This is a genomic window from Blautia sp. AF26-2 (genome assembly GCF_003460955.1).
GTDB classification, from domain to species: domain Bacteria; phylum Bacillota; class Clostridia; order Lachnospirales; family Lachnospiraceae; genus Fusicatenibacter; species Fusicatenibacter saccharivorans.
In genome coordinates this window covers 1-19725 of record NZ_QTWD01000016.1, presented here as the reverse complement: position 1 = coordinate 19725, position 19725 = coordinate 1, and the positions used below count along the sequence as shown (strand labels likewise).

Genomic DNA, 19725 nt, shown 5'->3' with positions numbered 1-19725 from the left:
AGGTCTCCTGCTTTTTTGCATCCAAAGACAACTCTGTGAAACACTTCTCTAAAGCTACTACAATAGATAGGGCGCAAGGCCCTGTGCCAGAAGCACTGTGAGACCTTACGCCCTGTTGCAGTTCTATCCTAAAAATACTTTGCCAGCTGCTTCAGACCGCGCCGGATGCTGTCACGGACACGGCTTGGGTCTACCCCCTCCGCTACTGCTATCTCACTCACGCGCATACCCAGGTAATACCGGGCGTAGATCCGCTTGGCCTGCTTCTCCGGCAGAGCCATCACAGCGGCATAGAGCTGCTCCCGCAGCTGCTTTTCCTCCAAAAGTAGTTCCGGTGTTTGGGGCTTCATCAGGATCGCATTTTCAATGCCATTGTCGCAGTCCAGGGAGTAATGCGCCTTATAGCGATACATCCTCCGGTCATAAGCAGCCTCCGCACGCTCGGCAGCTCGGATCGTCTCCAGCACATCTTCTGTTACTTCTACAAAGTGATCATTTTTGTAAACATCGGGATATAAGTCCCTAAGATTGACTTTCTTCATTATGTACCTCCATTTCGATTCACGGGCGATTGACGAGTGAACCGAAAGGAGGCGGAGATCGGCATCGACATACTTCGGGAGCTTTCCCGAAAAATCGATAATAAAAAGCGCCAGCTCCCTGCAATGGGAAACTGGCGCAACAAAAATGACTATGATTCTTCTGTTTTAGTTGGAATGATAATGCCGATAGATAGTCATACCTCCCCGGAGGAGGGGCAAGGCTTTTTTTAATTGGTGCAGCTCATGGGTGCTATGAATAACGAAAATTGACATGGCGGTATCCTCCCATATACCGCCCTCCTGATTGCATAAGCATCGGTCCGAAAAGCAAAAAGAAACGGCGGCTCTGATTTTCTCAAAGCCGCCGCTACATAGGCGCGTGGAAATGTATCTGCTGTACGACGGCTTTTTTTCTTTTGCCGTCGTCCGGCAGATAGCATCTGTATTTAGTTGTTGACTAAGGCTTTTATTTTTTCGACTAAATCAAAATCCGTTTTGCAGCAGAAGTCACCATAGTATAGTTTGGCTTTTTGCTCTAATGCCCTGCTGTTATCGCCAGACATCAGCAGAAAGGGTGTTTTCAAACCTTGTTGACGGATTTTTTCAAGTAAATCCAACCCCGTGCCATCTTTCATATTGAAGTCGGAGCAAATTGCATCTACTGTGATTGTTTGAAGTGTATCCAATACGTCCTCAACGCCCGTAGCCTTAATCGTTTCAAATTCACCCGATAGCACGGATGACAGGATTTGCAGATATTCCGTGTTATCATCCACTATCAATATTCGTTTCATATCATTCTGCCGCTTACTCCACGGTAATCTGGATTGTGCCTGAAAAGTCTGTACCGATAATTCCGATGTAGTTCGCTCCTGCTTGAAGCTGAACGGCAACACTTCCGCTGGCAGATTCAGAAAGCACTTGCTCCTCTAAGTCCGGGGAAATGTAAATGAGCTGACAGTTTCCGTCAAGGGAATCAAGCTGGTATCGGATCACAATTTCACGGCACTCATTTTCCTTGAGGTCGGTGTCTGCAACTAAAATATCCTGTCCGTTAAATCCAGTTACAGAAGCGTCATAGGTGGCCCGAAAAACATCATTATCCGAAGTTCGGCTACCTTCAAAGGACTGATAAGGAGTTATGAGAGCGTTGCTTTTCCCGATCACCACATCGTTGCTTAATTGCTCTGCTCCATCCTTGAGATTTTCACCTAACCTATCGAGGCCGGAGCAGGCAGTACAGGCCAGCAAAGAAACTGCAATCAGGCAGCACCCAATAATTTTTCCAATTTTACGCATAGCCGTTTCCTCACTAAACGAAAGTAAGGAACAAGGCAAGTGCAATGATTCCCACCATCAGCAGTGCCCAAAAAACGCTGATCGCTGTGGATGCGATATTGATAATGCTACGGCTTTCCTTGCTCCGCACACATACCACTGAAAGGGTCAGACCCAGCAGGACAAAAACGGTATTGGCTCCGGCCCAAGCGGTTCTGATTCCGGCCGACAGCGAAAAGTGCAGGAGTGACGGGGCAAGAGCAGCCAGTGGCAATATGCTCACAATGAGCGCAGCGACACTGACTGATTGAAGTTTTTTCTTTTCCATAGTTTTACCTCATTTCTTTTTTCCCAAATTGGGTGACAGCCAGCGCGAAAAACAGACCAAACACTACAATCGCACACGGCAAGAATGGAAACATCGAAAATGCGGCATCGGAAGTTTCTGCTGTAAAATCATGGAGCGAGCAGGATACGAGATAACCGCTGTAACAGTACGGGTAAACAATCCACAGCGGCGTATTCGCAACCAATACACCGGGAATCACAAATAACAAATTCAATCCCACGGAAAGAAGCGGCTTTTCAAACAGTACGGTGATTGCCCACATAGCCGCAATACATGGCAGCATTGTCAGAAACAATCCCAAGCACCATTTCAACAGATACAGGATCGGTAAGGTTTCTGTTATTCCCATTGTCTGTGTTGCAACCACCCCAGCGATTACGAACACAACAAGAAACACCACCATTTCCATGAATAGATAAAAGGTAAGCACACAAAATTTTGCAATGGATAATGTATAGCGGCTGACCGGCAATGCCAACATTTTCAGAATCCCGTTATTTCCTGTTTCTCTCCCTGCGATCATCACGCAGACTACAATCATGCTGAATGGGAGCAGGTAGTAGGCGTAGACAAGCGCACTTTGAATGAACATGGCAGGCCACGCATTAGTGTATTCCGGCGTAAAATAGTTGCTCAAACTTGCAACCCCGGAAATCACTACCAATAAAGGTGCAATGAAAATCAAGGGTATAATTTTGGAGCGTCTTACTTTCATAAACTCGATTTTGAGTAAATCCAAAAAATTCATTTCTATCATCCCTCCTTACTCGTAGCGTCTGTATTTCGCTAACCACAAGCCTACGGCAAGGAACAACAGTGTTTCTGCCAAAGCAACAAGGGTAACTATCAGATCTGGCTGGGCGCTCATAGCTACCGCCGGTTTCAAAATAATCACAAAAGGATGTACCAGCAAAAGTGCCACCTCCGAATTTGCAAGAGCCATACCACTTAGAAAACCAGCGACACCAATTCCAAGCGGCACCCACATATTTTCAAAACGCGAAGAAATCAACAGCATAAACGACAGTACCGGCATGGATGTAATAAAAGAGTATCCGGCAAAGCGCACCAGCGTACCCATTTCAAATGCTCCGTTCGGTAAGTCTGTCATGCCAATCTGTGCAAGTGCCAAATTTTGCAGCATGATTGCAACCAGAAACATGACCGTCAGAATCAGGAATTTGCACAGGTACATCGCGGGAACGCTTACGGGAAGCATATACATCTTCTTGACAGCGCTTCCCTTAAACTCTATGTTGTAGATCATGCAGGCCGCAACTACGATGCCGAACAGGTTCAGCACCATAATCATGCCGTAAAGCTGGGTCAGCAGGACATCCATCGGAGCCAACGGCAGATTCAAAAGCGTGTCCTTCCGCACAATGAAATTGACAAATGCGTAGGCAGCTCCCAAGATGCCAACAGCCAGCAACACGGGGATTACGCCGGTTCGCTTTTCTTTCCGAAGTTCGATTGCCAGCGTTTTCATAATTTTGCCCTCTGCTTTCTATCCATGTTGTCTTTCTCAACCATAGAAAGGAACACATCTTCCAGATTGTCCGCAGCGAAGCCAGATTGCAGGGCGTATTGACGAAGATCATTCATGCTACCCTCAAACAGCAACCGCCCGTGGTTGAGAATTCCAATGTCATCCGCAATCAATTCAATTTCAGACAGCATATGGGACGAGATCAGCACCGTGCAGTCGTAAAGGCTGGGCAAAGATTTTACCAGATTGCGGATTTCGTGGATGCCGGACGGGTCAAGGCCGTTGGTGGGTTCATCCAGGATCAGAATCGGCGGACGCCCTAACAGTGCCCCGGCAAGGCCCAAGCGTTGCTTCATCCCCAGCGAATACTTCTTTGCCAGCCGGTCGCCAAACTCGGTCAGCCCCACCAACTCCAGAGCATCTTCCACATCGGCTTTTGGCAACCCCAAAATGCGGCGGATAATATCGAGATTTTCCCGCCCGGTCAGGTTTGCGTAGAAAGACGGAGCTTCAATGAAAGAGCCGATCTCTTTGAGAATGGCAATCCGATCACCCAGAAACTGCTTCCCGTCAATGGTAAAGCTGCCCTTTGTCGGTGCAGTCAGGCCCAGCAGCATTTTCATAGTCGTGGATTTTCCCGCACCGTTGGGGCCGAGGAAACCGTAAATGCTGCCCTTGCGAATATGAAGCGAAACATTGTTGACCGAGATGAAATTTTTGTACTTCTTTGTCAACTGTTCCGTTGTAATGATATAGTCCATAGAAACATCTCCTTTCGATGTTTTTATGATACAACTTCAACCTGACATCTACATTCTCCTGTCCTTACTTTTACCTTACTTTTTAAGAAGCGAGGCTGCAAAATGGACAGCTTATGATATAATAAAAACAAAGGAAATCAGATTGGAGAGGATGCTATGGATAATTCCTTTTTGCATAGTAAAAGGCTCTTGTTGGTAGATGACGAGCAGGAGTTATTGAAGATGGTATCAGATATATTGAAAGATGCGGGATTTGAAACTGTCCTTACCGCTATGTCGGTCAAGGAAGCTGTTCTGACCGCCAAAGAAGAAACCCCCGATTTAATTGTTTTGGATGTCATGTTGCCGGATGGGGACGGCTTTTCTCTGATGCAGCAGCTCCGCACTTTTAGCAGTGTACCGATTATTTTTCTGACAGCAAAAGACGAAGCATCAGACAAACTATCGGGCTTGGGGCTTGGGGCAGACGATTACATTTCAAAGCCCTTTATGCCGCAGGAATTATTACTGCGTATCTATGCTGTGCTGCGCCGAACCTATAAAGAGGATTCTCCGCTGCTTGTTTTAGATGGGTGTACGATTGATTTCAGTAGAGCCGAAGTCCATAAGGGTAGTGAGGTTATTTCCCTAACTGCCAAAGAACACACCTTGCTGGAAACCCTTGCCCGCAATGCAGGAAAAATTGTTACCGTAGATACTCTTTGTGAAGCATTATGGGGTGATAACCCTTTTGGCTATGAAAACAGCCTAAACGCTCATGTCCGGCGTGTCCGGGAAAAGATTGAAACCGATCCATCAAAACCTGTGTCCCTGATAACCATTAAAGGATTGGGCTATAAGCTGATATCAAGGAAGTGATGCCATGAGATCATTTGCAAGTTATATATCGAAACATCTTGCGTCTTTTGCTGCCTTTATCCTGATATTGCTGTTTCTTAACGCAGTAGTATTTAGTCTAACTTTTCAAAAGATTGTGACTGAGGATTATGGAAATTCTTCCCCGCAATCTATGTTGGAAATGACTGCTGCCGCCGCTACACCGGAGCGATTATTAGACAATGCGGTACAAAAGCTCCGGCAGAATCATATTTGGGCAATTTATCTCAACGCTGATGGACAGTGTTATTGGTCGGTTGATTTGCCCGATGAAGTGCCAGAAAGTTACACTATTCAAGATGTCGCATTGTTTTCAAAAGGATATATTGAAGATTATCCGGTTTTTGTCTGGAACACCGATGATGGACTGTTGGTATTGGGTTATCCAAAAGACAGCTATACAAAACTCACCAGCAATTACTATTCCATTTCAGCACTTCGACGGCTCCCCGTCTTTGTGCTTGGAATGTTGGGATTGGATGTACTGTGCCTCTTTTGTGCCTATTATTTCTCCAAACGCAAAATCATCCGTAATACCGAACCGATTGTGTCTGCTGTGGAAACTTTAGCAGACGGAAAGCCGGTTTCACTTCATATCAGCGGCGAACTATCGGAAATTGCCAATAGCGTGAACAAGGCTTCTTCTATTTTAAACAGACAAAATGAGGCGCGGGCGAACTGGATCAGCGGTGTTTCCCATGACATCCGCACACCGCTCTCCATGATTATGGGGTATGCGGGCCGCATTGCGGAAAATGAATCTGCCAGCAAGACCATCCAAGAACAGGCTGAAATAGTACGGAAGCAAAGCGTAAAAATCAAAGAACTGGTGCAGGATTTGAATTTAGTCTCACAGTTGGAATATGAAATGCAGCCACTTCACAAAGAGATGGTTCGCTTATCCAAATTGCTGCGATCCTATGTAGCAGACCTATTGAACATGGGAATTTCCGATAGCTATAATATTGGAATTGAAATTGCTACTGACGCTGAAAACACTATGTTAGAATGTGATGCCAGATTGATTTCACGAGCCGTGAATAATCTTGTTCAAAATAGTATGAAGCACAATCCGCTGGGATGTAGGATTCTGTTATCTTTAAGACGGACGGAAAATGCCATTCAGCTTATTGTGCAAGACGATGGTATAGGACTCTCCGAAGAAAAACTACAAGAACTAAAAGAAAAACCTCATTATTTAGAAAGCACAGATGAGCGCTTAGATCTTCGACATGGGCTGGGGCTTGTTTTGGTTCGACAAATTGTAGCGGCACATGAAGGGACTATGACCATTGACAGTAAGATTAACTGTGGATGTAAAATCATCTTGACTTTTGACTCTATAGATACAATCCCAAAAGCCCACTTGAGTTAAGTCAAAAGCATTTTGGATATTTATCACTAGCACAAAAGAAGCCGGAAATCTAAAAAGGTCTCCTGCTTCTTTTGCATCCAAAGACAACTCTGCGAAATACTCCTCTAAAGCTACTGCAATAGATGGGGCGCAAGGTCCTGTGCCAGAAGCACTAAGACCTCGCGCCCTTTGCTTATTCTATCCTAAAAATACTTTGCCAGTTGCTTCAGACCGCGCCGAATACTGTCGCGGACGCGGCTTGAGTCTACACCCTCCGCTGCGGCGATCTCACTCACGCGCATACCCAGGTAATACCGGGCATAGATCCGCTTGGCCTGTTTCTCCGGCAGAGCCATCACAGCCGCATAGAGCTGCTCCCGCAGCTGCTTTTCTTCCAGAAGTATTTCCGGTGTCTGGGGCTTCATCAGGATCGCATTTTCAATGCCGTTGTCGCAGTCCAGGGAGTAATGCGCCTTATAGCGATACATCCTCCGGTCATAGGCAGCTTCTGCACGCTCAGCAGCTCGGATCGTCTCCAGCACATCTTCGGTTACTTCTACAAAGTAATCAGTTTTGTAAACATCGGGATATAGGTCCCTAAGATTGACTTTCTTCATTATGTACCTCCATTTCGATTCACGGGCGATTGACGAGTGAATCGAATGGAGGCGGAGACCGACCCCGGCAAAAAACCGGGTCATCTCCGAAAAAATGGCAACAAAAAACGCCAGATTTCCGGGAGGGAAAACTGGCGCGCCAAGAACAGCCATTATTATACTGAATTACACGGAACGATAATGCCGATGCAATGTTATCCTTGCCCGGAGGAGGAGCAATGTTTTTTTTACTGATGTAGATCGTGTGAGCTTTGAAAAAGCAAACGAGACACGGCAAAATAACCTCCAATCGGCTACCGTGTCCCTGCAAGTCGTTATAGGTTTGTGTAAACGCAAAGAAACGGCGGCTCTGATTTCTCAAAACCGCCGCCAAAGTAAGTAGAGTAAGCGCACAAAATCAACCTGCCCAGCTACGGTTTTTTTCTTTCCCCATTGGGCGGGGCAGGCTCTCGTCGTATATTGAAATAAAAAAGGACCGATAACCACAAGTAAATTTACCTTGTGTATTATCGGCTCTGCGTCTGTGCGTCTGGCTCTTGAACGATGGATAAATTTAGTTTTCTTACCGTAATCAGGGTTTCATGTTTGCATTTAGGACAATATAACGGAAAGTTTTCCAGTACTGTATCATCGCGGATTTTCAATCGCGTTTTGCTGCCGCAAAAGGGGCATAAAATCCATTCTATCTTCATGTTATCTTCCTCTGTGCTTGGCTTTCTTCTTTTCCTGCCGTATGGCAAACTGACGGTCTTTCTCAGCCTCTTTCTGCTCACGGCTCTTGGTTTTCCGTTCCAGCTTACATTGCTCATGCTGGAGTTTCAACGCCTGCTGTGCCTTTGTGCCAATGCCTTTATCTTGCAGTTGACTTTGAATTTCGCGCTGCATTCGTTTGGGATTGATTTTTCGCTCTATGACTACTTCGATCTGGATCGGGGGACTGAATTTCAATTTATGCCAATTCTTCAGCAGAAAATCATAGACCTCATACTATACTTAATTCTATTTTCTATTTCTCGACACTAATAACTCTCTGTGCCCACTCACGATAAAATGCTTCTTCATGTGATACGAGCAATACAGTACCCGCAAAATCCATAAGAGCTGATTTCAATGCTTCCTTTGCCTGAACATCCAGATGATTTGTGGGTTCGTCCATAATTAGAAAATTGCAGGGAATCAGTGTTAGCAAACACATTTTTACTTTCGCCTGCTCACCTCCACTTAATGTTCCAATCGCTTGCATTGCGTGCTTACTGGAAATTCCACACCGGGCTAAATGTTTGCGAACATCTTTTATGACCATATCAGGATGGACATTGGAAACAATTTGAATTGGTGTCTGTTCAGGTTCGTCCCATATTAAGTCCTGCTCAAAATATCCAAGGGTAACTTGATCGGAAAATTTGAAATGACCTTGCATGGACGGGATTTGTCCAATTAATGTCTTGAGCAAAGTAGATTTCCCAATTCCATTAAAGCCAGTGATAACAACTTTTTGCCCGCCTTTTATGCTAAAATCAATATCTGATAGAACTGGATAGTGATAACCAACTGCCAGATGTTTGACCAGCAGATGCTCCGTATTTGTCAGCGGTAAAACAGGAAAATGAAAATGAGGAATAATCTCTTTCTGTTCCAAAGCCTCCATTTTGTCCATTCGATCAAGCTGTTTTTGTCGCCCTCTCGCCATTTTTGCTTTTCGTCCAGCAATATTTTTCCTAATAAACTCCTCTGTTTTTTTGATCTCCTTTTGTTGCGCTGAGTATTGACGAATGTAATCTTCCCGCAACAGTGTCTTTTTTCGCAGAAATTCAGAATAAGTGCCATAATACTTTGTTATTGTGTCATTATCTATATCGCAGATACGATTTGCGATTTTATCCAAAAAGTCAAAATCATGGGAAACAACTAAAAAAGCATTTTCCAAAGAGGATAGGTATTCCGCCAGCCATGCAACATGATCTTTATCAAGAAAATTTGTCGGCTCATCTAATAGCAATACATCTGGTTTTTCAAGCAGTAGCTTTGCCAAAATCACTTTTGCTCGCTGGCCGCCACTCATTTCAGCAATCGGACGGTCAAGGCCAATCGCAAGAAGTCCTAACCCATTGGCGACACGATCAATAGCGGTATCTATCGAATAAAAATCATGGGCTTCAAGCTGTTCCTGATAACGGGCGGCCAGTTCAAGGCTTTTCATATCACCGTCAGCAGCTTTTTCATAGAGCTGCAACGCCTGTGCCTCCATTTCAAATAACTTTGTGAAAGCGGATTTGAGAAATTCTTTCATCGTTAAGGTATGGTCGATTTCCGCATATTGGTCTAAATAGCCAATCGTAGTATTCGGTTGCCAGACAATGCGCCCGCTGTCTGGTATGATCTGCTCTGTACAGATTTTGATTAAAGTGCTTTTGCCGGTTCCGTTCTGCCCGACAATGCCAATATGTTCTCCTTTATTGAGTGTGAAGCCTGCATTTTTGTAAAGCAGGTTTTCACCAAAAGAATGTGTTAGTCCTTCAATTTCTAATAAGCTCATTTTAAAAAAACCTTTCTTAATATATTTGGAAAAAAGAAAAGGCAGAAAGCAGAGATACACAAGTGTATCCGCCTTCTGCCTTTGGCATAGCAACGCCAAAAACAAAAGGCTATGGACAAAACATTGTCCATAGCCTCGTACACATTATAACTGCATGGAAAGCCATTTTCTCAAAATGGGTATAAAATCCCCTTTATGGCTTCCCGATGAAATCGAAATGCGTCATTTATACGCTATACTCTGCACAATGTTTCATCGGTTTGGATTGTACAGAGTTGATTTTCTTTTTACGCTGATCGGTTAAATGAAAGTTCATATCTTGCTCCCCTTTGGAGATATATTTTTATATAGAATAGCACAAACATTCTTCTTTGTCAATCTTATGAAATAATATATCATGTAATATCAAATCATATTACATTGCCTACGCTAACAAAAAAATTGAAGAACTGGACACCCGACGCCAGACCATTTCAAAGGCAATCGCTGAATTGAGCGTTGAAATCATATCTCCCCAGCAGATAAAGAAGTTATCCTATTATCTCGACAACTGGGACAGCATAGATTTTGACGACAAAAGAAAAGCCGCCGATGGTTTGATCTCTACGATCAAGGCCACCAGCGACCGTGTTCAGATAGAGTGGAAAATCTGACATTTCTGCTCTATCGCCCCTCATTTCTATTTTATCTTGTTTGTACCCCTTGTACACCGATGTTTTCTTCACTCAAAGATAGCTTTACAAAATACACCTCTAAGGCTACTACAATAGGTAGGGCGCAAGGTCTTATGCAGAAGCACTTTGAGACCTTGCGCCCTCTGTTATTCTACCCTAAAAATACTTTGCCAGCTGCTTCAGACCACGCCGGATGCTGTCACGGATACGGCGTGGATCTACACCTTCTACTTCGGCAATTTCATTTACCGTCATTCCCAGATAGTATCGGGCATAGATCCGCTTGGCCTGCTTCTCCGGCAGAGCCATCACTGCGGCATAAAGCTTCTCCCGCAGCTGCTTTTCCTCCAGAAGCATTTCCGGTGTCTGGGGCTTCGTCAGAATCGCATTTTCAATGCCATTGTCACAGTCCAAGGAGTAATGCGCTTTATAGCGATACATCCTCCGGTCATAGGCAGCTTCTGCACGCTCGGCAGCTCGGATCGTCTCCAGCACATCTTCGGTTACTTCTACAAAGTGATCGTTTTTGTAAACATCGGGATATAAGTCCTTAAGATTGACTTTCTTCATTATGTACCTCCATTTCGATTCACGGGCGATTGACGAGTGAATCGAAAGGAGGAGGGGATCGACAACGACATACTTCGGGAGCTTTCCCGAAAAATCGACAATAAAAAGCGCCAGCTCCCCGCAATGGGAAACTGGCGCAACAAAAATGACTATGATTCTTCTGCTTTAGTAGGAATGATAATGCCGATAAGTAGTCATATCTCCCCGGAGGCGGAGCAAGACTTTTTTTAATTGGTGCAGCTCATGAGTGCTATGAATGACGAAAATTGGCATGGCGGTATCCTCCTATATACCGCCCTCCTGATCGCATGAGCATCGTCGAAAAAGAAACGGCGGCTCTGAAATATGTTATTTCAAAACCGCCGTAAGGCCACTGTATTTTGTTTTGGCGCATAAATACCCAGCCGCCGAAACAACGGTTTTTTTTATTCCCGTTGGGCGACTTTTTTCTTTTAGATTGTTTTGAGTTCCCGACTATAATAAGCTATACCTGCAATTACAATAAGGGCTATACCTGATCCAATCATAATCCACTGCAAGGGAAGAATATCAGCCAAAGGGCCAAACATAGCCATACCAATCGGTAAAAAGCCAGCATACATCGTGCCAAGTAATCCAAATACACGCCCCTGCATAGAGGTGTCCGTTTTTTCTTGTAACATAGTGGTAATTGCTGTTTGCACCATTGTTAATGCGACTCCATAACATACCATTAGGCCAAGGTAAAAAATAAAATTCTTTGAAAAGCCCATTCCGATTGCAAAAGAGCCAAACGCAAAAAGTCCAACTGACAAAGTTTTTCCTCGGTGCTTAAAACCTCCCCATGTACTCATAATAACTCCGCCTGCCATCATACCTGCGAACCCTACTACTTCCACTGCGGTAAGATACCAGTAAGTATCACCGAATACTCGCCGAACAAGAAGTCCTGCAAGATAGCCTGCTGGAACACAAAAGAAAGTGAATAGTCCGTAGATGATTAAAAGCTTTCCAATTAGTTTGTCTGCAAAAGCGTATTTGACGCCAATTTTCATGTCAGAAAAGACGCTGGCCTTCTCAATGGAAGTATTTTGTTTCGGAAGCGCCAAGCAGGACAATAGGCCCGTTCCCAAGATCGCCGTTACAATGTCTATCATAAGCGTCATTCTCAATGTGCTGATTGCAAAAACTGCACCTGCCGCCGCTGGAGCCGCAAAATTAACAATAGACTGCATTGTTGCATTGATGCCGTTGTACCGCATAAGCTGATCTTCCGGGACAAGCTGTGGGATAACGGCATTGACTGCTGGAGTTTGTATTCCTGCCCCCAAGGATCGTATGACCGACATAACAAGCAAACCGCCGAGCAAAGCAGGCTCCGATGAAATATGCGGAATTGCCAATACCATTACGAAAGTGACCAATGCAATCAGCAGATCTGCGCCTATAATCAATTTTTTCCTGTGGTATCGGTCTGCCCATACGCCGCCTATAAATGAAATGAGAAATTGCGGCAGATAGGAACAGACTGTAAATGCAGCCACCCACACGCCGCTGGATGTTTGCATGGTTGCATACCAAACGAGCGCCATTTGAACAAGCGTAGAGCCAAAGAGTGTGATACATTGACTGGTTAAGAAAAGGAGTATTCTTTTCTGCCAGCCGGTGCGTTGCGTGTCATCCATGTTGTATATCCTCCTGTTTTTTAGGAGGGAGCACAAAGCGCTGCGTGGGATAGCCAAACTCTGTCAGCAATTCTTTTTCGGCAAAACCAAGTTGCAATAGCATATCTCGATGCCCTGTATCGGCCTTGTCCTGTTCTCGAAAGGTTGTTGTGCTGATTTCCTGCCCTGGAAGATATGTTTCCAATAAGGCATCCAAGAATAACTTTTGAAGTCCGCGATTTCGATATTGCGGATGTACGCCAAGAAATTCTATACTGCCTGGAGAATAGGTAAATGCCATCGCTCCAATGAGAATATCTCCCTCCCTTAGCACAAGCGCACGCTTTTCGTCAATACTTTCTTCCAGTTTAGCTAAATAGTCATCTTCATCCATTACAGGATACCCATCAATAACAAGCCACATTAAGTTCATCCAATCGACAATATCTTTCTTTTCTGCTAGCCGAATATCCTGTATTGTAAATTCCATAGCCGTCGTTCTTCGATGTAAAATGAACCGCAACTGCAAAGGATAAAAGCTCCGTTCTTCACGATACTCCGCAGGTGGCGATTTATACATGGCCTTAAAAGCTAATGAAAACGATTGCTGGCTCTCGTATCCGCAGATAAAAGCAATTTCTATAATAGGTTTATCCGAAAAGACCAGAAGCTTTGCCGCCTCTGTAAGCTGGCGGCGTTGCACATAATCATGAATCGTCATTCCTACGGTTTCGGTAAATAGTCGGTGTAAGTGATATTTTGAATAGTGAACAGCCTCCGCAACCGTTTCTAATTCCAGCTTTCCGTCAAGATGACTTTCGATATAGTCAATGACTGCCTCTATGCTGATAACTGATTGATTGCCCATTTATGTTCCCTCCTTTCCATCAAGCATAATAACAAAATCAAAAAAGATTGTTTTAATAATTATTGCGAATTTTGAAAATCCTCTCTAAATTCAGATGGGTCATTTATTATACTGTAATTATACTTGAAAAACAAATATTAAAAATAGTCTTTGGTTCTCGTTCTACCAAAAATCAGTATAATCATTCCTATCGACCGGCATAATAAGGTTATTCCTTTGTGCAAATCGGCACGATAGAATATATTTGAGGTGAGTGATTATGCCGATTGATGATTTGACCGCTTTGGGGCAAAAAATGCGGGAAGCCCGAAAGAAAAAAGACCTGACGCAACAGGAGCTTGCGGATCTGAGCCATGTATCTGTCAAGCAGATTGCCAGCATTGAAAAGGGACAAATAAATCCGTCCTATTTGATTTTGAAGGCATTGGCAAAAGTGCTTCCGCTCTCTCTGGACACTCTGATCAATCCAAATGTTTCTCCAGAAGATGAGGGAGCCAATCAGATGAAGATGCTTTATTGTAGCTGTCCGTCAGAAATGCGTGAAACCCTCTTGCACCATACACAGGAGACTGCGAAAGAACTAACAGAATTATCCGAGAAATTTGAAACGAATTGAGCCGGTGAGTGAAATTTGACTGTTTCCTCACTGGCTCCTTTCATTTCTGCAAAGAAAGGGGCAAGCAATGCCGGTGTTAATACACACCGACCCGCAGAGAGGAAAATCCATCCGTGATTTTCCTCTCCGCTTGCTTGTTGAGGGCAGCGCCCCCAAGCCCCTTTGAACACAGAATTTCATTCTGTGGCTGCGCGTTCTGCGAACACTTTTGATCTAAATACTGATCAATTATTTTGAACTTTGTGTTATACACTCAAAACAACCCGTTATGTTTTAGTCTTTTGAGTTACAGCAGGGCGTAATATCTAATCCTTCAAGAAAACTTGTTCCCCAATTACACATAGAATCTAATACGGGAATGATACTCTTTCCGAAAGCAGTAAGCGAATAAAGCGTTTTCGGCGGTTTTTCTGGAATAACTTCTCTATGAATCATGCCACATTCTTCTAAATCACGAAGTTGTTGTGAAAGCATTTTAGGAGTTGCTTTTGGAATCAAGCGTTGTAATTCCATATAGTGTAGAGGTTTTTCTATCAAATGCCAAAGAATTAGAGGTTTATATTTTCCTCCAATTAAAAAAAGAGTAGCTTCCACCGGACAGCTAAATTGATGTTTTTGATAATTCATTTTATAAATCCACTCCTTTTGAGGTACTTTCTTTGAGGGAAGTATCTACCTTAAAAGTGCAATCTTGTTATTCTTTTGCACCATGTTAAAATTAGTATGACGATTGAATCATCCATTAAATTATACAGCACAAAGAAAGGGTTGACTATGATGAATTTCATTGAGATTGCAAAAAAACGGTGTTCTGTACGCAGTTATAGCGACAAAAAAGTGGAAAAAGAAAAACTTGATAAAATTTTACAAGCTGCCCATGTTGCACCCACAGCAGCAAATTTACAGCCGGTGCATTTAATCACAGTAGAAAGTAAAGAAGGGTTAGAAAAAATTAGTAAAGGGGCAAATATTTATAATGCGCCTCTTGCCATTATTGTATGTGCAGACCATAACAAGGCATGGGTTCGTCCATTTGATAAAAAACAAACTGGGGATATTGATGCGTCCATTTTGACAGACCACATGATGCTGGAAGCAACAGAGCTGGGGCTTGGCACAGTATGGGTGTGCTACTTTAATCCTGATATTATCCGAAAAGAATTTGATTTGCCCGATAATTTAGAGCCGATCAACATTTTAGTAATCGGATATTCCACTGAAAAGGCAGTAAGTACTGAAAGACATGAGCAACTGAGGATTTCTCTCGATGAATTGGTTTCTTTTGAGAGACTATAAGAAGCATTCTCAAGAGCGTTAACAAAAAACATATTACATTACTCGAAAAAAACGGACGCAACGGCTATGCAACCATAACCGTCACGCCCGTCTTTTCTTAATACTGAACAATAAGAATTTACTTTTCCTTTTCCATATTTTTTAATAATATATATGTCTTTTTGACTATCTTCTTAAATGTCCGCAAAGCCTTATTTTATAGGCTCTACGGGCATTTTGCTTTTGTGGTAAACCTCACATATCTAGGTCTATCTTCTTATATTTTTCCTGTCAATCGTGGTTAAAATCGTGGTAAATACTTCTATGCGATTAGACGCTGAACCTCTGATTTTGCGGTATCTATGGACGCATGAGCGTACCAGTTCATTGTGATACTGATGTTTGAATGCCCCATGATATACTGTAAATCTTTTGGGTTCATGTTCTTGCTTGCCAGCCTTGTGCAGAACGTATGGCGCAGCGTATGCGGTGTGATATGTGGCAAGGGATTGTCCTTGTGGTGCTTGTTGTATTTCTTTACCATACGGACAAATAAGGCACCTCTTGTATGAAAGATACAGCAAACAAAAAGCCCAGTAAAGAGTGCAAAGCACCACCAATGGTGGCAAAGCTCTTGACAGGGCTTTTTCTTTTCAGTGGTGGGTAATCAAGAGGAAGAAAGGGATACAATCTGCTTTGTGGCAAATCAGATAATACCAACACTGGTATCACAATAATTCCGCACAAAAAGTAAGGAATATGTTATAATAAGATGAATTTAAAATAAGGCGGTGGCTAAATGGCAAAGCAAAAGTATTCTTTTGACAGCAAGATACATATTTATAGAGCTACAAAACGAATGAGCCAACAGGAACTCGCTGACCTTGTTGGAGTATCTCGGCAAACAATTATACAGCTTGAAAGAAACCGATATAATCCGTCCATGTTGTTGGCATATAGCATTGCGAAAGTATTTGATGTAGCGATTGAAGATTTATTTGACTTTGAGGAGGCACAAAAATGATAGAATTGTTTGAGTCGATTATCAATAATAAAACAATACTTATAATAGGAACATATTACTGCGTTCCTATTACTATTGCTGTAATTGTACTATTCTTTTTGAAAACATCACGAGATGAAAGAGGACGGGCAATTATCGGCAAAGCAAGTATTATCTCTACGATTGTATTTATTATCCTTGTCAATGTTTTTGCGAAACTTTCTATGCGAACACCTATGGATTTTTATAGTATGGCTAACGGTGTACAATGGATATATAATATTGTATTAACGATACAAGTTGTTGCAATCTTGATATATAAGAAGATTGAATGATGGATATTTTTCGTGCTTGTTTTCCTTGTAAAAAAACAGGCACGATTTTTTAATACAAATAGTAAGAAATACTTTACAATTAGATTGAAAAAAATTATAATAAAAGAGGGAGATAACTTCCAACAATCTTGAAAGGAGTTGCTATTATGGCAGACAAACATTTAACAGAAAATTTAAAAGGAAATTATTTTTCAAGTGAAAGAAAAGACATGAAGTTTTTAAAAGGCTTTACTTTAGTTGCTTTACTTCCTCTTTGGGCTGGATATGCTTTTGCCCTTTATAATGGGGATAGTAACAATTTATCAAACTACTCTTTATTGATTTTAGCATTTTCTCTGATAAATTTTAATGCTATATGCGGAGTAGAAAAAATAGAAAATAAAGTCTTGAATTTGGTTGCTAAGTTGGACGGTGTTCTATTTTTTGTTTGGGCATTCGTAACTATTATTCAATTGCTCTTAAAATAAATAGAAAAGGTGTAATACGAGAAAGTGCTGTGAGGAGGGCTTGTACTATGGAAAGTCTTAAACATAATTCCATACGAGCAACAAAAACCTAACAATATTTTATCAACAACTAAATATTTACAATATTAAAAGTTCGTACAAACAAATTATTTTGTGCGGACTTTTTTCTTGACCTTCTTTTCGTATTTTCCAAAGGTATAGACGGTATTTCCGTTTATATATTTCAGCATATGCGGAAAGGGGGAGACTATGAACACACCTTCTTTCGAGCATATCGTTAGAATACAGTTTAATGCTTTGATGATAAAGGAATTATTAAAAACTAACCCATTATAATTGATTGATCTTTTTCAACACCCTGTTCTACCTCCATTTTCAGCACTCGATCTACATTGGCCTTTGCCGTCAAAAGCTCCCGCATTTCCTCACGGGAACGCCGGTACTCGGCATAAGTCTTTTTCTTTTCTTCCAGCAATTTCGCGTACTCTGTCTGCAACTCTTTGACCTTGGGCAGCTTCTTGACGCCCATCTCATCAAAGGCATTCTTAGCAGCCTGGTGGAGCAGAATTTCTTCCTCATGTTCCTCCCGGAATTTCTTAGAGTAGCCCGCCTTGCGGTATGCCACATAGACCTCACGGGTCTTGGCATAATTTACGATGTGAGTACGCAGAACAGCAATCTCTGCCATGCGCTTTTCAGCCACCTTGATCTGCGCCGAAAGCTCATTGTGATGTGCCGTGGCAGCCGCAGCCTTTTCTTCTAAAATCGCATACTCCAGCAGGTTATGCTCTGACAAGTAATTCATGGTCTGTGCCATTTGTTTCAGATTAAAAACCTTGGCCCAACGAGCATAGCCAGCACCTTTTCCTGCCTGCAATTTTGCCTGAATGTCAACCAGCAGATTGACCTTCGGCGGCCCTGCCTGTGCGACCACTTTCTTTCGTGGGGTATGTGCTTTCTTCCCGGAGAGAACCGCCTGCAAATCATCTAATCCATATCCTTCGCCCAGGCTGTCCATACGGGCGGCTTTTTCCCAACCGGGGAGCTTCAGACGATACGATTTTCCGCGCTTTGATACTTCACAGCCGGACTCTTTCAGCAGCTTCAGCAGTTCCTCAAAATTAGCAGGGCTTTGTGATAATGCGTTGTCAATCGTCACACGAAGCAGCTCTCGGTGAGAGGGCTTTGCCTGATCGCCCAGCCATTTGTTATAGCTCTTTCCATGAGGGTTCGGATTCTCTACAATGGACAGTCCATTCTCAATGCAGATGGTGTCACTTAGCCGACGAATCGCCTTGGTGCTGCCCCAAAAGTTTCGGAATTTCCGGTCATATTCTAAGCTGACCGATGACCAGATAATGTGATTATGAATGTGCGACTTGTCTATGTGAGTGCAGACTACAAAGGCATGATTGCCTTTAGTAAAACGCTTTGCAAATCCTACGCCCAGCCGGTTTGCTTCTTCCGGGGTAATCTCACCGGGGCGGAAGGACTGGCGCACATGATAGGCAATCACATCATCTGTACCACGCACTCGTCCGGTAGCGGTAATGTACTGCCGCTTTGCCAGAAGGAACTCCGCATCCGCAGTCTGGCTGTCACACGCATAGCCGGTAATGAGCCTGCCGTTATCTGTTTTCTTTGGATTGGCCACATAGTCGATGATGTCACTGATCGCCCGACTCTCTGTGCGGCCTTTGCCGACATGAAGCGGCATGATTCTTGTAGTTGCCATAAAAAGCCCTCCTCTCAAAATATTTTCTCTGAACTCTTTGTGCCTATCGTTGAAATAAACTCTCCTTATGGGTATAATATAAAGAAACTACCAATACCTCAAAGGAGGGATTTTATGATAGAACAGCTAATTGCTGAAGCAACCGAATGTGATTTCAAAGTTGCACTTGAAATAAAAAAACCCAAAAGCTGGTTAAAAAGTGTCAGTTCCTTTTCTAATGGAATCGGCGGAACTCTGTTTTTCGGAATCTCTGATGACCGGAAACCTATTGGCTTGTCCGATGTTCAAAAGGATGCTGAGGCAATCAGCCGCTTAATCAAAGAACGAATCACACCATTACCTCAGTTTATCTTAAAACCATTACAGGAAGATGGTAAAAATCTATTAGCTCTGGAGGTTTCTCCCGGCCGCAGCACCCCATATTATTACAAGGCAGACGGAGTGATGGAAGCATATATCCGTGTTGGAAATGAAAGCGTAATTGCCCCGGATTACATTGTAAATGAATTGATCTTAAAGGGAACCAATCAGTCCTTTGATACCCTAACAACAGACGCGGTAAAAAAGGATTACAGCTTTACACTTCTGGAAGCAACCTATCTGGAACGGACCGGTCTCCGCTTTGAGCCATCCGATTATGTTTCCTTTGGTTTGACTGATAAAAATGGACTCCTGACCAATGCCGGAAAACTCATGACCGATCAGCACACGGTTTATAACTCCCGTATGTTCTGTAC

25 protein-coding genes and 2 pseudogenes are annotated in these 19725 nt (G+C 43.1%); 10 read left to right on the top strand and 17 right to left on the bottom strand.

Going from position 1 to position 19725, the window contains the following annotated elements; translation table 11 throughout:
- Nucleotides 1–128: 128 nt before the first annotated feature.
- Complete coding sequence (locus DWY63_RS16610; protein WP_117639762.1) at nt 129–542, bottom strand: RNA polymerase sigma factor; 414 nt, start codon at nt 540–542, stop codon at nt 129–131.
- Nucleotides 543–578: 36 nt separating this feature from the next.
- Here DWY63_RS16610 and DWY63_RS16605 point away from each other — a divergent pair, with 36 nt between their 5' ends.
- Nucleotides 579–773 (top strand): hypothetical protein, encoded by a 195-nt coding sequence (locus DWY63_RS16605; RefSeq protein WP_117639760.1) that lies wholly within the window; start codon nt 579–581, stop codon nt 771–773.
- 215 nt (nt 774–988) lie between these two features.
- On the opposite strand, the gene DWY63_RS16600 is transcribed toward DWY63_RS16605, so the two are convergent.
- Genes DWY63_RS16600 through DWY63_RS16575 form a run of 6 tightly spaced genes read right to left on the bottom strand, consistent with a single transcriptional unit; the run spans nt 989 to nt 4419 of the window.
- On the bottom strand, nt 989–1336 hold the full coding sequence (locus DWY63_RS16600) for a response regulator (protein ID WP_117639758.1): 348 nt from the start codon (nt 1334–1336) through the stop codon (nt 989–991).
- A 13-nt stretch (nt 1337–1349) separates the two neighbouring features.
- A complete protein-coding gene (locus tag DWY63_RS16595) occupies nt 1350–1841 on the bottom strand; it encodes a hypothetical protein (protein ID WP_006775162.1) in 492 nt (163 codons plus the stop codon).
- Nucleotides 1842–1854: 13 nt separating this feature from the next.
- The gene (locus DWY63_RS16590) at nt 1855–2148 is read right to left on the bottom strand and encodes a hypothetical protein (RefSeq protein ID WP_117639756.1); all 294 of its coding nucleotides are present in this window, start codon (nt 2146–2148) and stop codon (nt 1855–1857) included.
- Between the two features lie 4 nt (nt 2149–2152).
- Nucleotides 2153–2917 carry an ABC transporter permease gene (locus DWY63_RS16585; RefSeq protein ID WP_039892263.1) on the bottom strand — a complete coding sequence of 255 codons (765 nt, stop codon included), beginning with the start codon at nt 2915–2917 and terminating at the stop codon, nt 2153–2155.
- A 15-nt stretch (nt 2918–2932) separates the two neighbouring features.
- The gene (locus DWY63_RS16580) at nt 2933–3658 is read right to left on the bottom strand and encodes an ABC transporter permease (protein ID WP_006775165.1); all 726 of its coding nucleotides are present in this window, start codon (nt 3656–3658) and stop codon (nt 2933–2935) included.
- Nucleotides 3655–4419: an ABC transporter ATP-binding protein gene (locus tag DWY63_RS16575; RefSeq protein ID WP_006775166.1), complete on the bottom strand. Its 765-nt coding sequence runs from the start codon at nt 4417–4419 to the stop codon at nt 3655–3657. Before DWY63_RS16575 ends, DWY63_RS16580 begins: the two co-directional genes overlap by 4 nt.
- 156 nt (nt 4420–4575) lie before the next feature.
- Here DWY63_RS16575 and DWY63_RS16570 point away from each other — a divergent pair, with 156 nt between their 5' ends.
- Both DWY63_RS16570 and DWY63_RS16565 read left to right on the top strand, forming a co-directional pair.
- A complete protein-coding gene (locus DWY63_RS16570) occupies nt 4576–5277 on the top strand; it encodes a response regulator transcription factor (RefSeq protein ID WP_006775167.1) in 702 nt (233 codons plus the stop codon).
- Nucleotides 5278–5281: 4 nt separating this feature from the next.
- A complete protein-coding gene (locus DWY63_RS16565; RefSeq protein ID WP_006775168.1) occupies nt 5282–6670 on the top strand; it encodes a HAMP domain-containing sensor histidine kinase in 1389 nt (462 codons plus the stop codon).
- A gap of 182 nt (nt 6671–6852) precedes the next feature.
- On the opposite strand, the gene DWY63_RS16560 is transcribed toward DWY63_RS16565, so the two are convergent.
- From DWY63_RS16560 to DWY63_RS16525, 5 genes and pseudogenes are all read right to left on the bottom strand, one after another.
- The gene (locus DWY63_RS16560) at nt 6853–7266 is read right to left on the bottom strand and encodes a sigma factor-like helix-turn-helix DNA-binding protein (RefSeq protein ID WP_006775169.1); all 414 of its coding nucleotides are present in this window, start codon (nt 7264–7266) and stop codon (nt 6853–6855) included.
- 506 nt (nt 7267–7772) lie between these two features.
- Nucleotides 7773–7958: a cysteine-rich KTR domain-containing protein gene (locus DWY63_RS16545; protein WP_117510411.1), complete on the bottom strand. Its 186-nt coding sequence runs from the start codon at nt 7956–7958 to the stop codon at nt 7773–7775.
- Between the two features lies 1 nt (nt 7959).
- Nucleotides 7960–8253: pseudogene (locus tag DWY63_RS16540) on the bottom strand (YjdF family protein); the annotation flags it as partial.
- Between the two features lie 19 nt (nt 8254–8272).
- Complete coding sequence (locus DWY63_RS16535; RefSeq protein ID WP_005342725.1) at nt 8273–9802, bottom strand: ABC-F family ATP-binding cassette domain-containing protein; 1530 nt, start codon at nt 9800–9802, stop codon at nt 8273–8275.
- An 830-nt stretch (nt 9803–10632) separates the two neighbouring features.
- Nucleotides 10633–11046 carry a sigma-70 family RNA polymerase sigma factor gene (locus DWY63_RS16525; protein WP_117802654.1) on the bottom strand — a complete coding sequence of 138 codons (414 nt, stop codon included), beginning with the start codon at nt 11044–11046 and terminating at the stop codon, nt 10633–10635.
- A gap of 36 nt (nt 11047–11082) precedes the next feature.
- Here DWY63_RS16525 and DWY63_RS16520 point away from each other — a divergent pair, with 36 nt between their 5' ends.
- A complete protein-coding gene (locus tag DWY63_RS16520) occupies nt 11083–11277 on the top strand; it encodes a hypothetical protein (RefSeq protein WP_117639754.1) in 195 nt (64 codons plus the stop codon).
- 221 nt (nt 11278–11498) lie between these two features.
- Here DWY63_RS16520 and DWY63_RS16515 read toward each other — a convergent pair whose 3' ends face one another.
- Entirely contained in the window at nt 11499–12710 is a 1212-nt protein-coding gene (locus DWY63_RS16515) for an MFS transporter (RefSeq protein ID WP_117639753.1), read from the bottom strand.
- Nucleotides 12703–13557 (bottom strand): GNAT family N-acetyltransferase, encoded by an 855-nt coding sequence (locus tag DWY63_RS16510; protein WP_117802653.1) that lies wholly within the window; start codon nt 13555–13557, stop codon nt 12703–12705. Before DWY63_RS16510 ends, DWY63_RS16515 begins: the two co-directional genes overlap by 8 nt.
- Before the next feature lie 259 nt (nt 13558–13816).
- On the opposite strand from DWY63_RS16510, the gene DWY63_RS16505 reads away from it, so the two are divergent.
- A complete protein-coding gene (locus DWY63_RS16505; RefSeq protein ID WP_002570974.1) occupies nt 13817–14173 on the top strand; it encodes a helix-turn-helix domain-containing protein in 357 nt (118 codons plus the stop codon).
- Nucleotides 14174–14446: 273 nt separating this feature from the next.
- On the opposite strand, the gene DWY63_RS16495 is transcribed toward DWY63_RS16505, so the two are convergent.
- The gene (locus DWY63_RS16495; protein ID WP_004613349.1) at nt 14447–14800 is read right to left on the bottom strand and encodes a winged helix-turn-helix transcriptional regulator; all 354 of its coding nucleotides are present in this window, start codon (nt 14798–14800) and stop codon (nt 14447–14449) included.
- Between the two features lie 150 nt (nt 14801–14950).
- Between DWY63_RS16495 and DWY63_RS16490 the strand changes: the two genes are divergently transcribed.
- Nucleotides 14951–15469 (top strand): nitroreductase family protein, encoded by a 519-nt coding sequence (locus tag DWY63_RS16490; protein WP_117802668.1) that lies wholly within the window; start codon nt 14951–14953, stop codon nt 15467–15469.
- Between the two features lie 301 nt (nt 15470–15770).
- Here DWY63_RS16490 and DWY63_RS16485 read toward each other — a convergent pair.
- A pseudogene (locus DWY63_RS16485) lies at nt 15771–16007 on the bottom strand (tyrosine-type recombinase/integrase); the annotation flags it as partial.
- Nucleotides 16008–16247: 240 nt separating this feature from the next.
- Here DWY63_RS16485 and DWY63_RS16480 point away from each other — a divergent pair.
- The 3 genes from DWY63_RS16480 (at nt 16248) to DWY63_RS16470 (ending at nt 17253) form a co-directional block, all read left to right on the top strand.
- On the top strand, nt 16248–16472 hold the full coding sequence (locus DWY63_RS16480) for a helix-turn-helix transcriptional regulator (protein ID WP_004613346.1): 225 nt from the start codon (nt 16248–16250) through the stop codon (nt 16470–16472).
- The gene (locus tag DWY63_RS16475) at nt 16469–16786 is read left to right on the top strand and encodes a hypothetical protein (protein ID WP_004613345.1); all 318 of its coding nucleotides are present in this window, start codon (nt 16469–16471) and stop codon (nt 16784–16786) included. The genes DWY63_RS16480 and DWY63_RS16475 overlap by 4 nt, the downstream gene beginning before the upstream one ends.
- A 146-nt stretch (nt 16787–16932) precedes the next feature.
- The gene (locus DWY63_RS16470; RefSeq protein WP_004613343.1) at nt 16933–17253 is read left to right on the top strand and encodes a hypothetical protein; all 321 of its coding nucleotides are present in this window, start codon (nt 16933–16935) and stop codon (nt 17251–17253) included.
- A 322-nt stretch (nt 17254–17575) separates the two neighbouring features.
- On the opposite strand, the gene DWY63_RS16465 is transcribed toward DWY63_RS16470, so the two are convergent.
- Nucleotides 17576–18988 (bottom strand): relaxase/mobilization nuclease domain-containing protein, encoded by a 1413-nt coding sequence (locus DWY63_RS16465; RefSeq protein WP_117802652.1) that lies wholly within the window; start codon nt 18986–18988, stop codon nt 17576–17578.
- 114 nt (nt 18989–19102) lie between these two features.
- Between DWY63_RS16465 and DWY63_RS16460 the strand changes: the two genes are divergently transcribed.
- Nucleotides 19103–19725 (top strand): AlbA family DNA-binding domain-containing protein (locus DWY63_RS16460; RefSeq protein ID WP_199607241.1); only part of this gene is annotated, 623 nt, incomplete at its 3' end.

Bases quoted from the DNA above. Each gene is read 5' to 3' on its own strand.
- DWY63_RS16465 (WP_117802652.1), bottom strand. From the start codon at position 18,988: ATGGCAACTACAAGAATCATGCCGCTTCATGTCGGCAAAGGCCGCACA.
- DWY63_RS16585 (WP_039892263.1), bottom strand. From the start codon at position 2,917: ATGAATTTTTTGGATTTACTCAAAATCGAGTTTATGAAAGTAAGACGC.
- DWY63_RS16480 (WP_004613346.1), top strand. From the start codon at position 16,248: ATGGCAAAGCAAAAGTATTCTTTTGACAGCAAGATACATATTTATAGA.
- DWY63_RS16600 (WP_117639758.1), bottom strand. From the start codon at position 1,336: ATGAAACGAATATTGATAGTGGATGATAACACGGAATATCTGCAAATC.
- DWY63_RS16575 (WP_006775166.1), bottom strand. From the start codon at position 4,419: ATGGACTATATCATTACAACGGAACAGTTGACAAAGAAGTACAAAAAT.
- DWY63_RS16595 (WP_006775162.1), bottom strand. From the start codon at position 1,841: ATGCGTAAAATTGGAAAAATTATTGGGTGCTGCCTGATTGCAGTTTCT.
- DWY63_RS16580 (WP_006775165.1), bottom strand. From the start codon at position 3,658: ATGAAAACGCTGGCAATCGAACTTCGGAAAGAAAAGCGAACCGGCGTA.
- DWY63_RS16610 (WP_117639762.1), bottom strand. From the start codon at position 542: ATGAAGAAAGTCAATCTTAGGGACTTATATCCCGATGTTTACAAAAAT.
- DWY63_RS16515 (WP_117639753.1), bottom strand. From the start codon at position 12,710: ATGGATGACACGCAACGCACCGGCTGGCAGAAAAGAATACTCCTTTTC.
- DWY63_RS16510 (WP_117802653.1), bottom strand. From the start codon at position 13,557: ATGGGCAATCAATCAGTTATCAGCATAGAGGCAGTCATTGACTATATC.
- DWY63_RS16560 (WP_006775169.1), bottom strand. From the start codon at position 7,266: ATGAAGAAAGTCAATCTTAGGGACCTATATCCCGATGTTTACAAAACT.
- DWY63_RS16565 (WP_006775168.1), top strand. From the start codon at position 5,282: ATGAGATCATTTGCAAGTTATATATCGAAACATCTTGCGTCTTTTGCT.
- DWY63_RS16535 (WP_005342725.1), bottom strand. From the start codon at position 9,802: ATGAGCTTATTAGAAATTGAAGGACTAACACATTCTTTTGGTGAAAAC.
- DWY63_RS16570 (WP_006775167.1), top strand. From the start codon at position 4,576: ATGGATAATTCCTTTTTGCATAGTAAAAGGCTCTTGTTGGTAGATGAC.
- DWY63_RS16505 (WP_002570974.1), top strand. From the start codon at position 13,817: ATGCCGATTGATGATTTGACCGCTTTGGGGCAAAAAATGCGGGAAGCC.
- DWY63_RS16545 (WP_117510411.1), bottom strand. From the start codon at position 7,958: ATGAAGATAGAATGGATTTTATGCCCCTTTTGCGGCAGCAAAACGCGA.
- DWY63_RS16490 (WP_117802668.1), top strand. From the start codon at position 14,951: ATGAATTTCATTGAGATTGCAAAAAAACGGTGTTCTGTACGCAGTTAT.
- DWY63_RS16525 (WP_117802654.1), bottom strand. From the start codon at position 11,046: ATGAAGAAAGTCAATCTTAAGGACTTATATCCCGATGTTTACAAAAAC.
- DWY63_RS16470 (WP_004613343.1), top strand. From the start codon at position 16,933: ATGGCAGACAAACATTTAACAGAAAATTTAAAAGGAAATTATTTTTCA.
- DWY63_RS16590 (WP_117639756.1), bottom strand. From the start codon at position 2,148: ATGGAAAAGAAAAAACTTCAATCAGTCAGTGTCGCTGCGCTCATTGTG.
- DWY63_RS16475 (WP_004613345.1), top strand. From the start codon at position 16,469: ATGATAGAATTGTTTGAGTCGATTATCAATAATAAAACAATACTTATA.
- DWY63_RS16495 (WP_004613349.1), bottom strand. From the start codon at position 14,800: ATGAATTATCAAAAACATCAATTTAGCTGTCCGGTGGAAGCTACTCTT.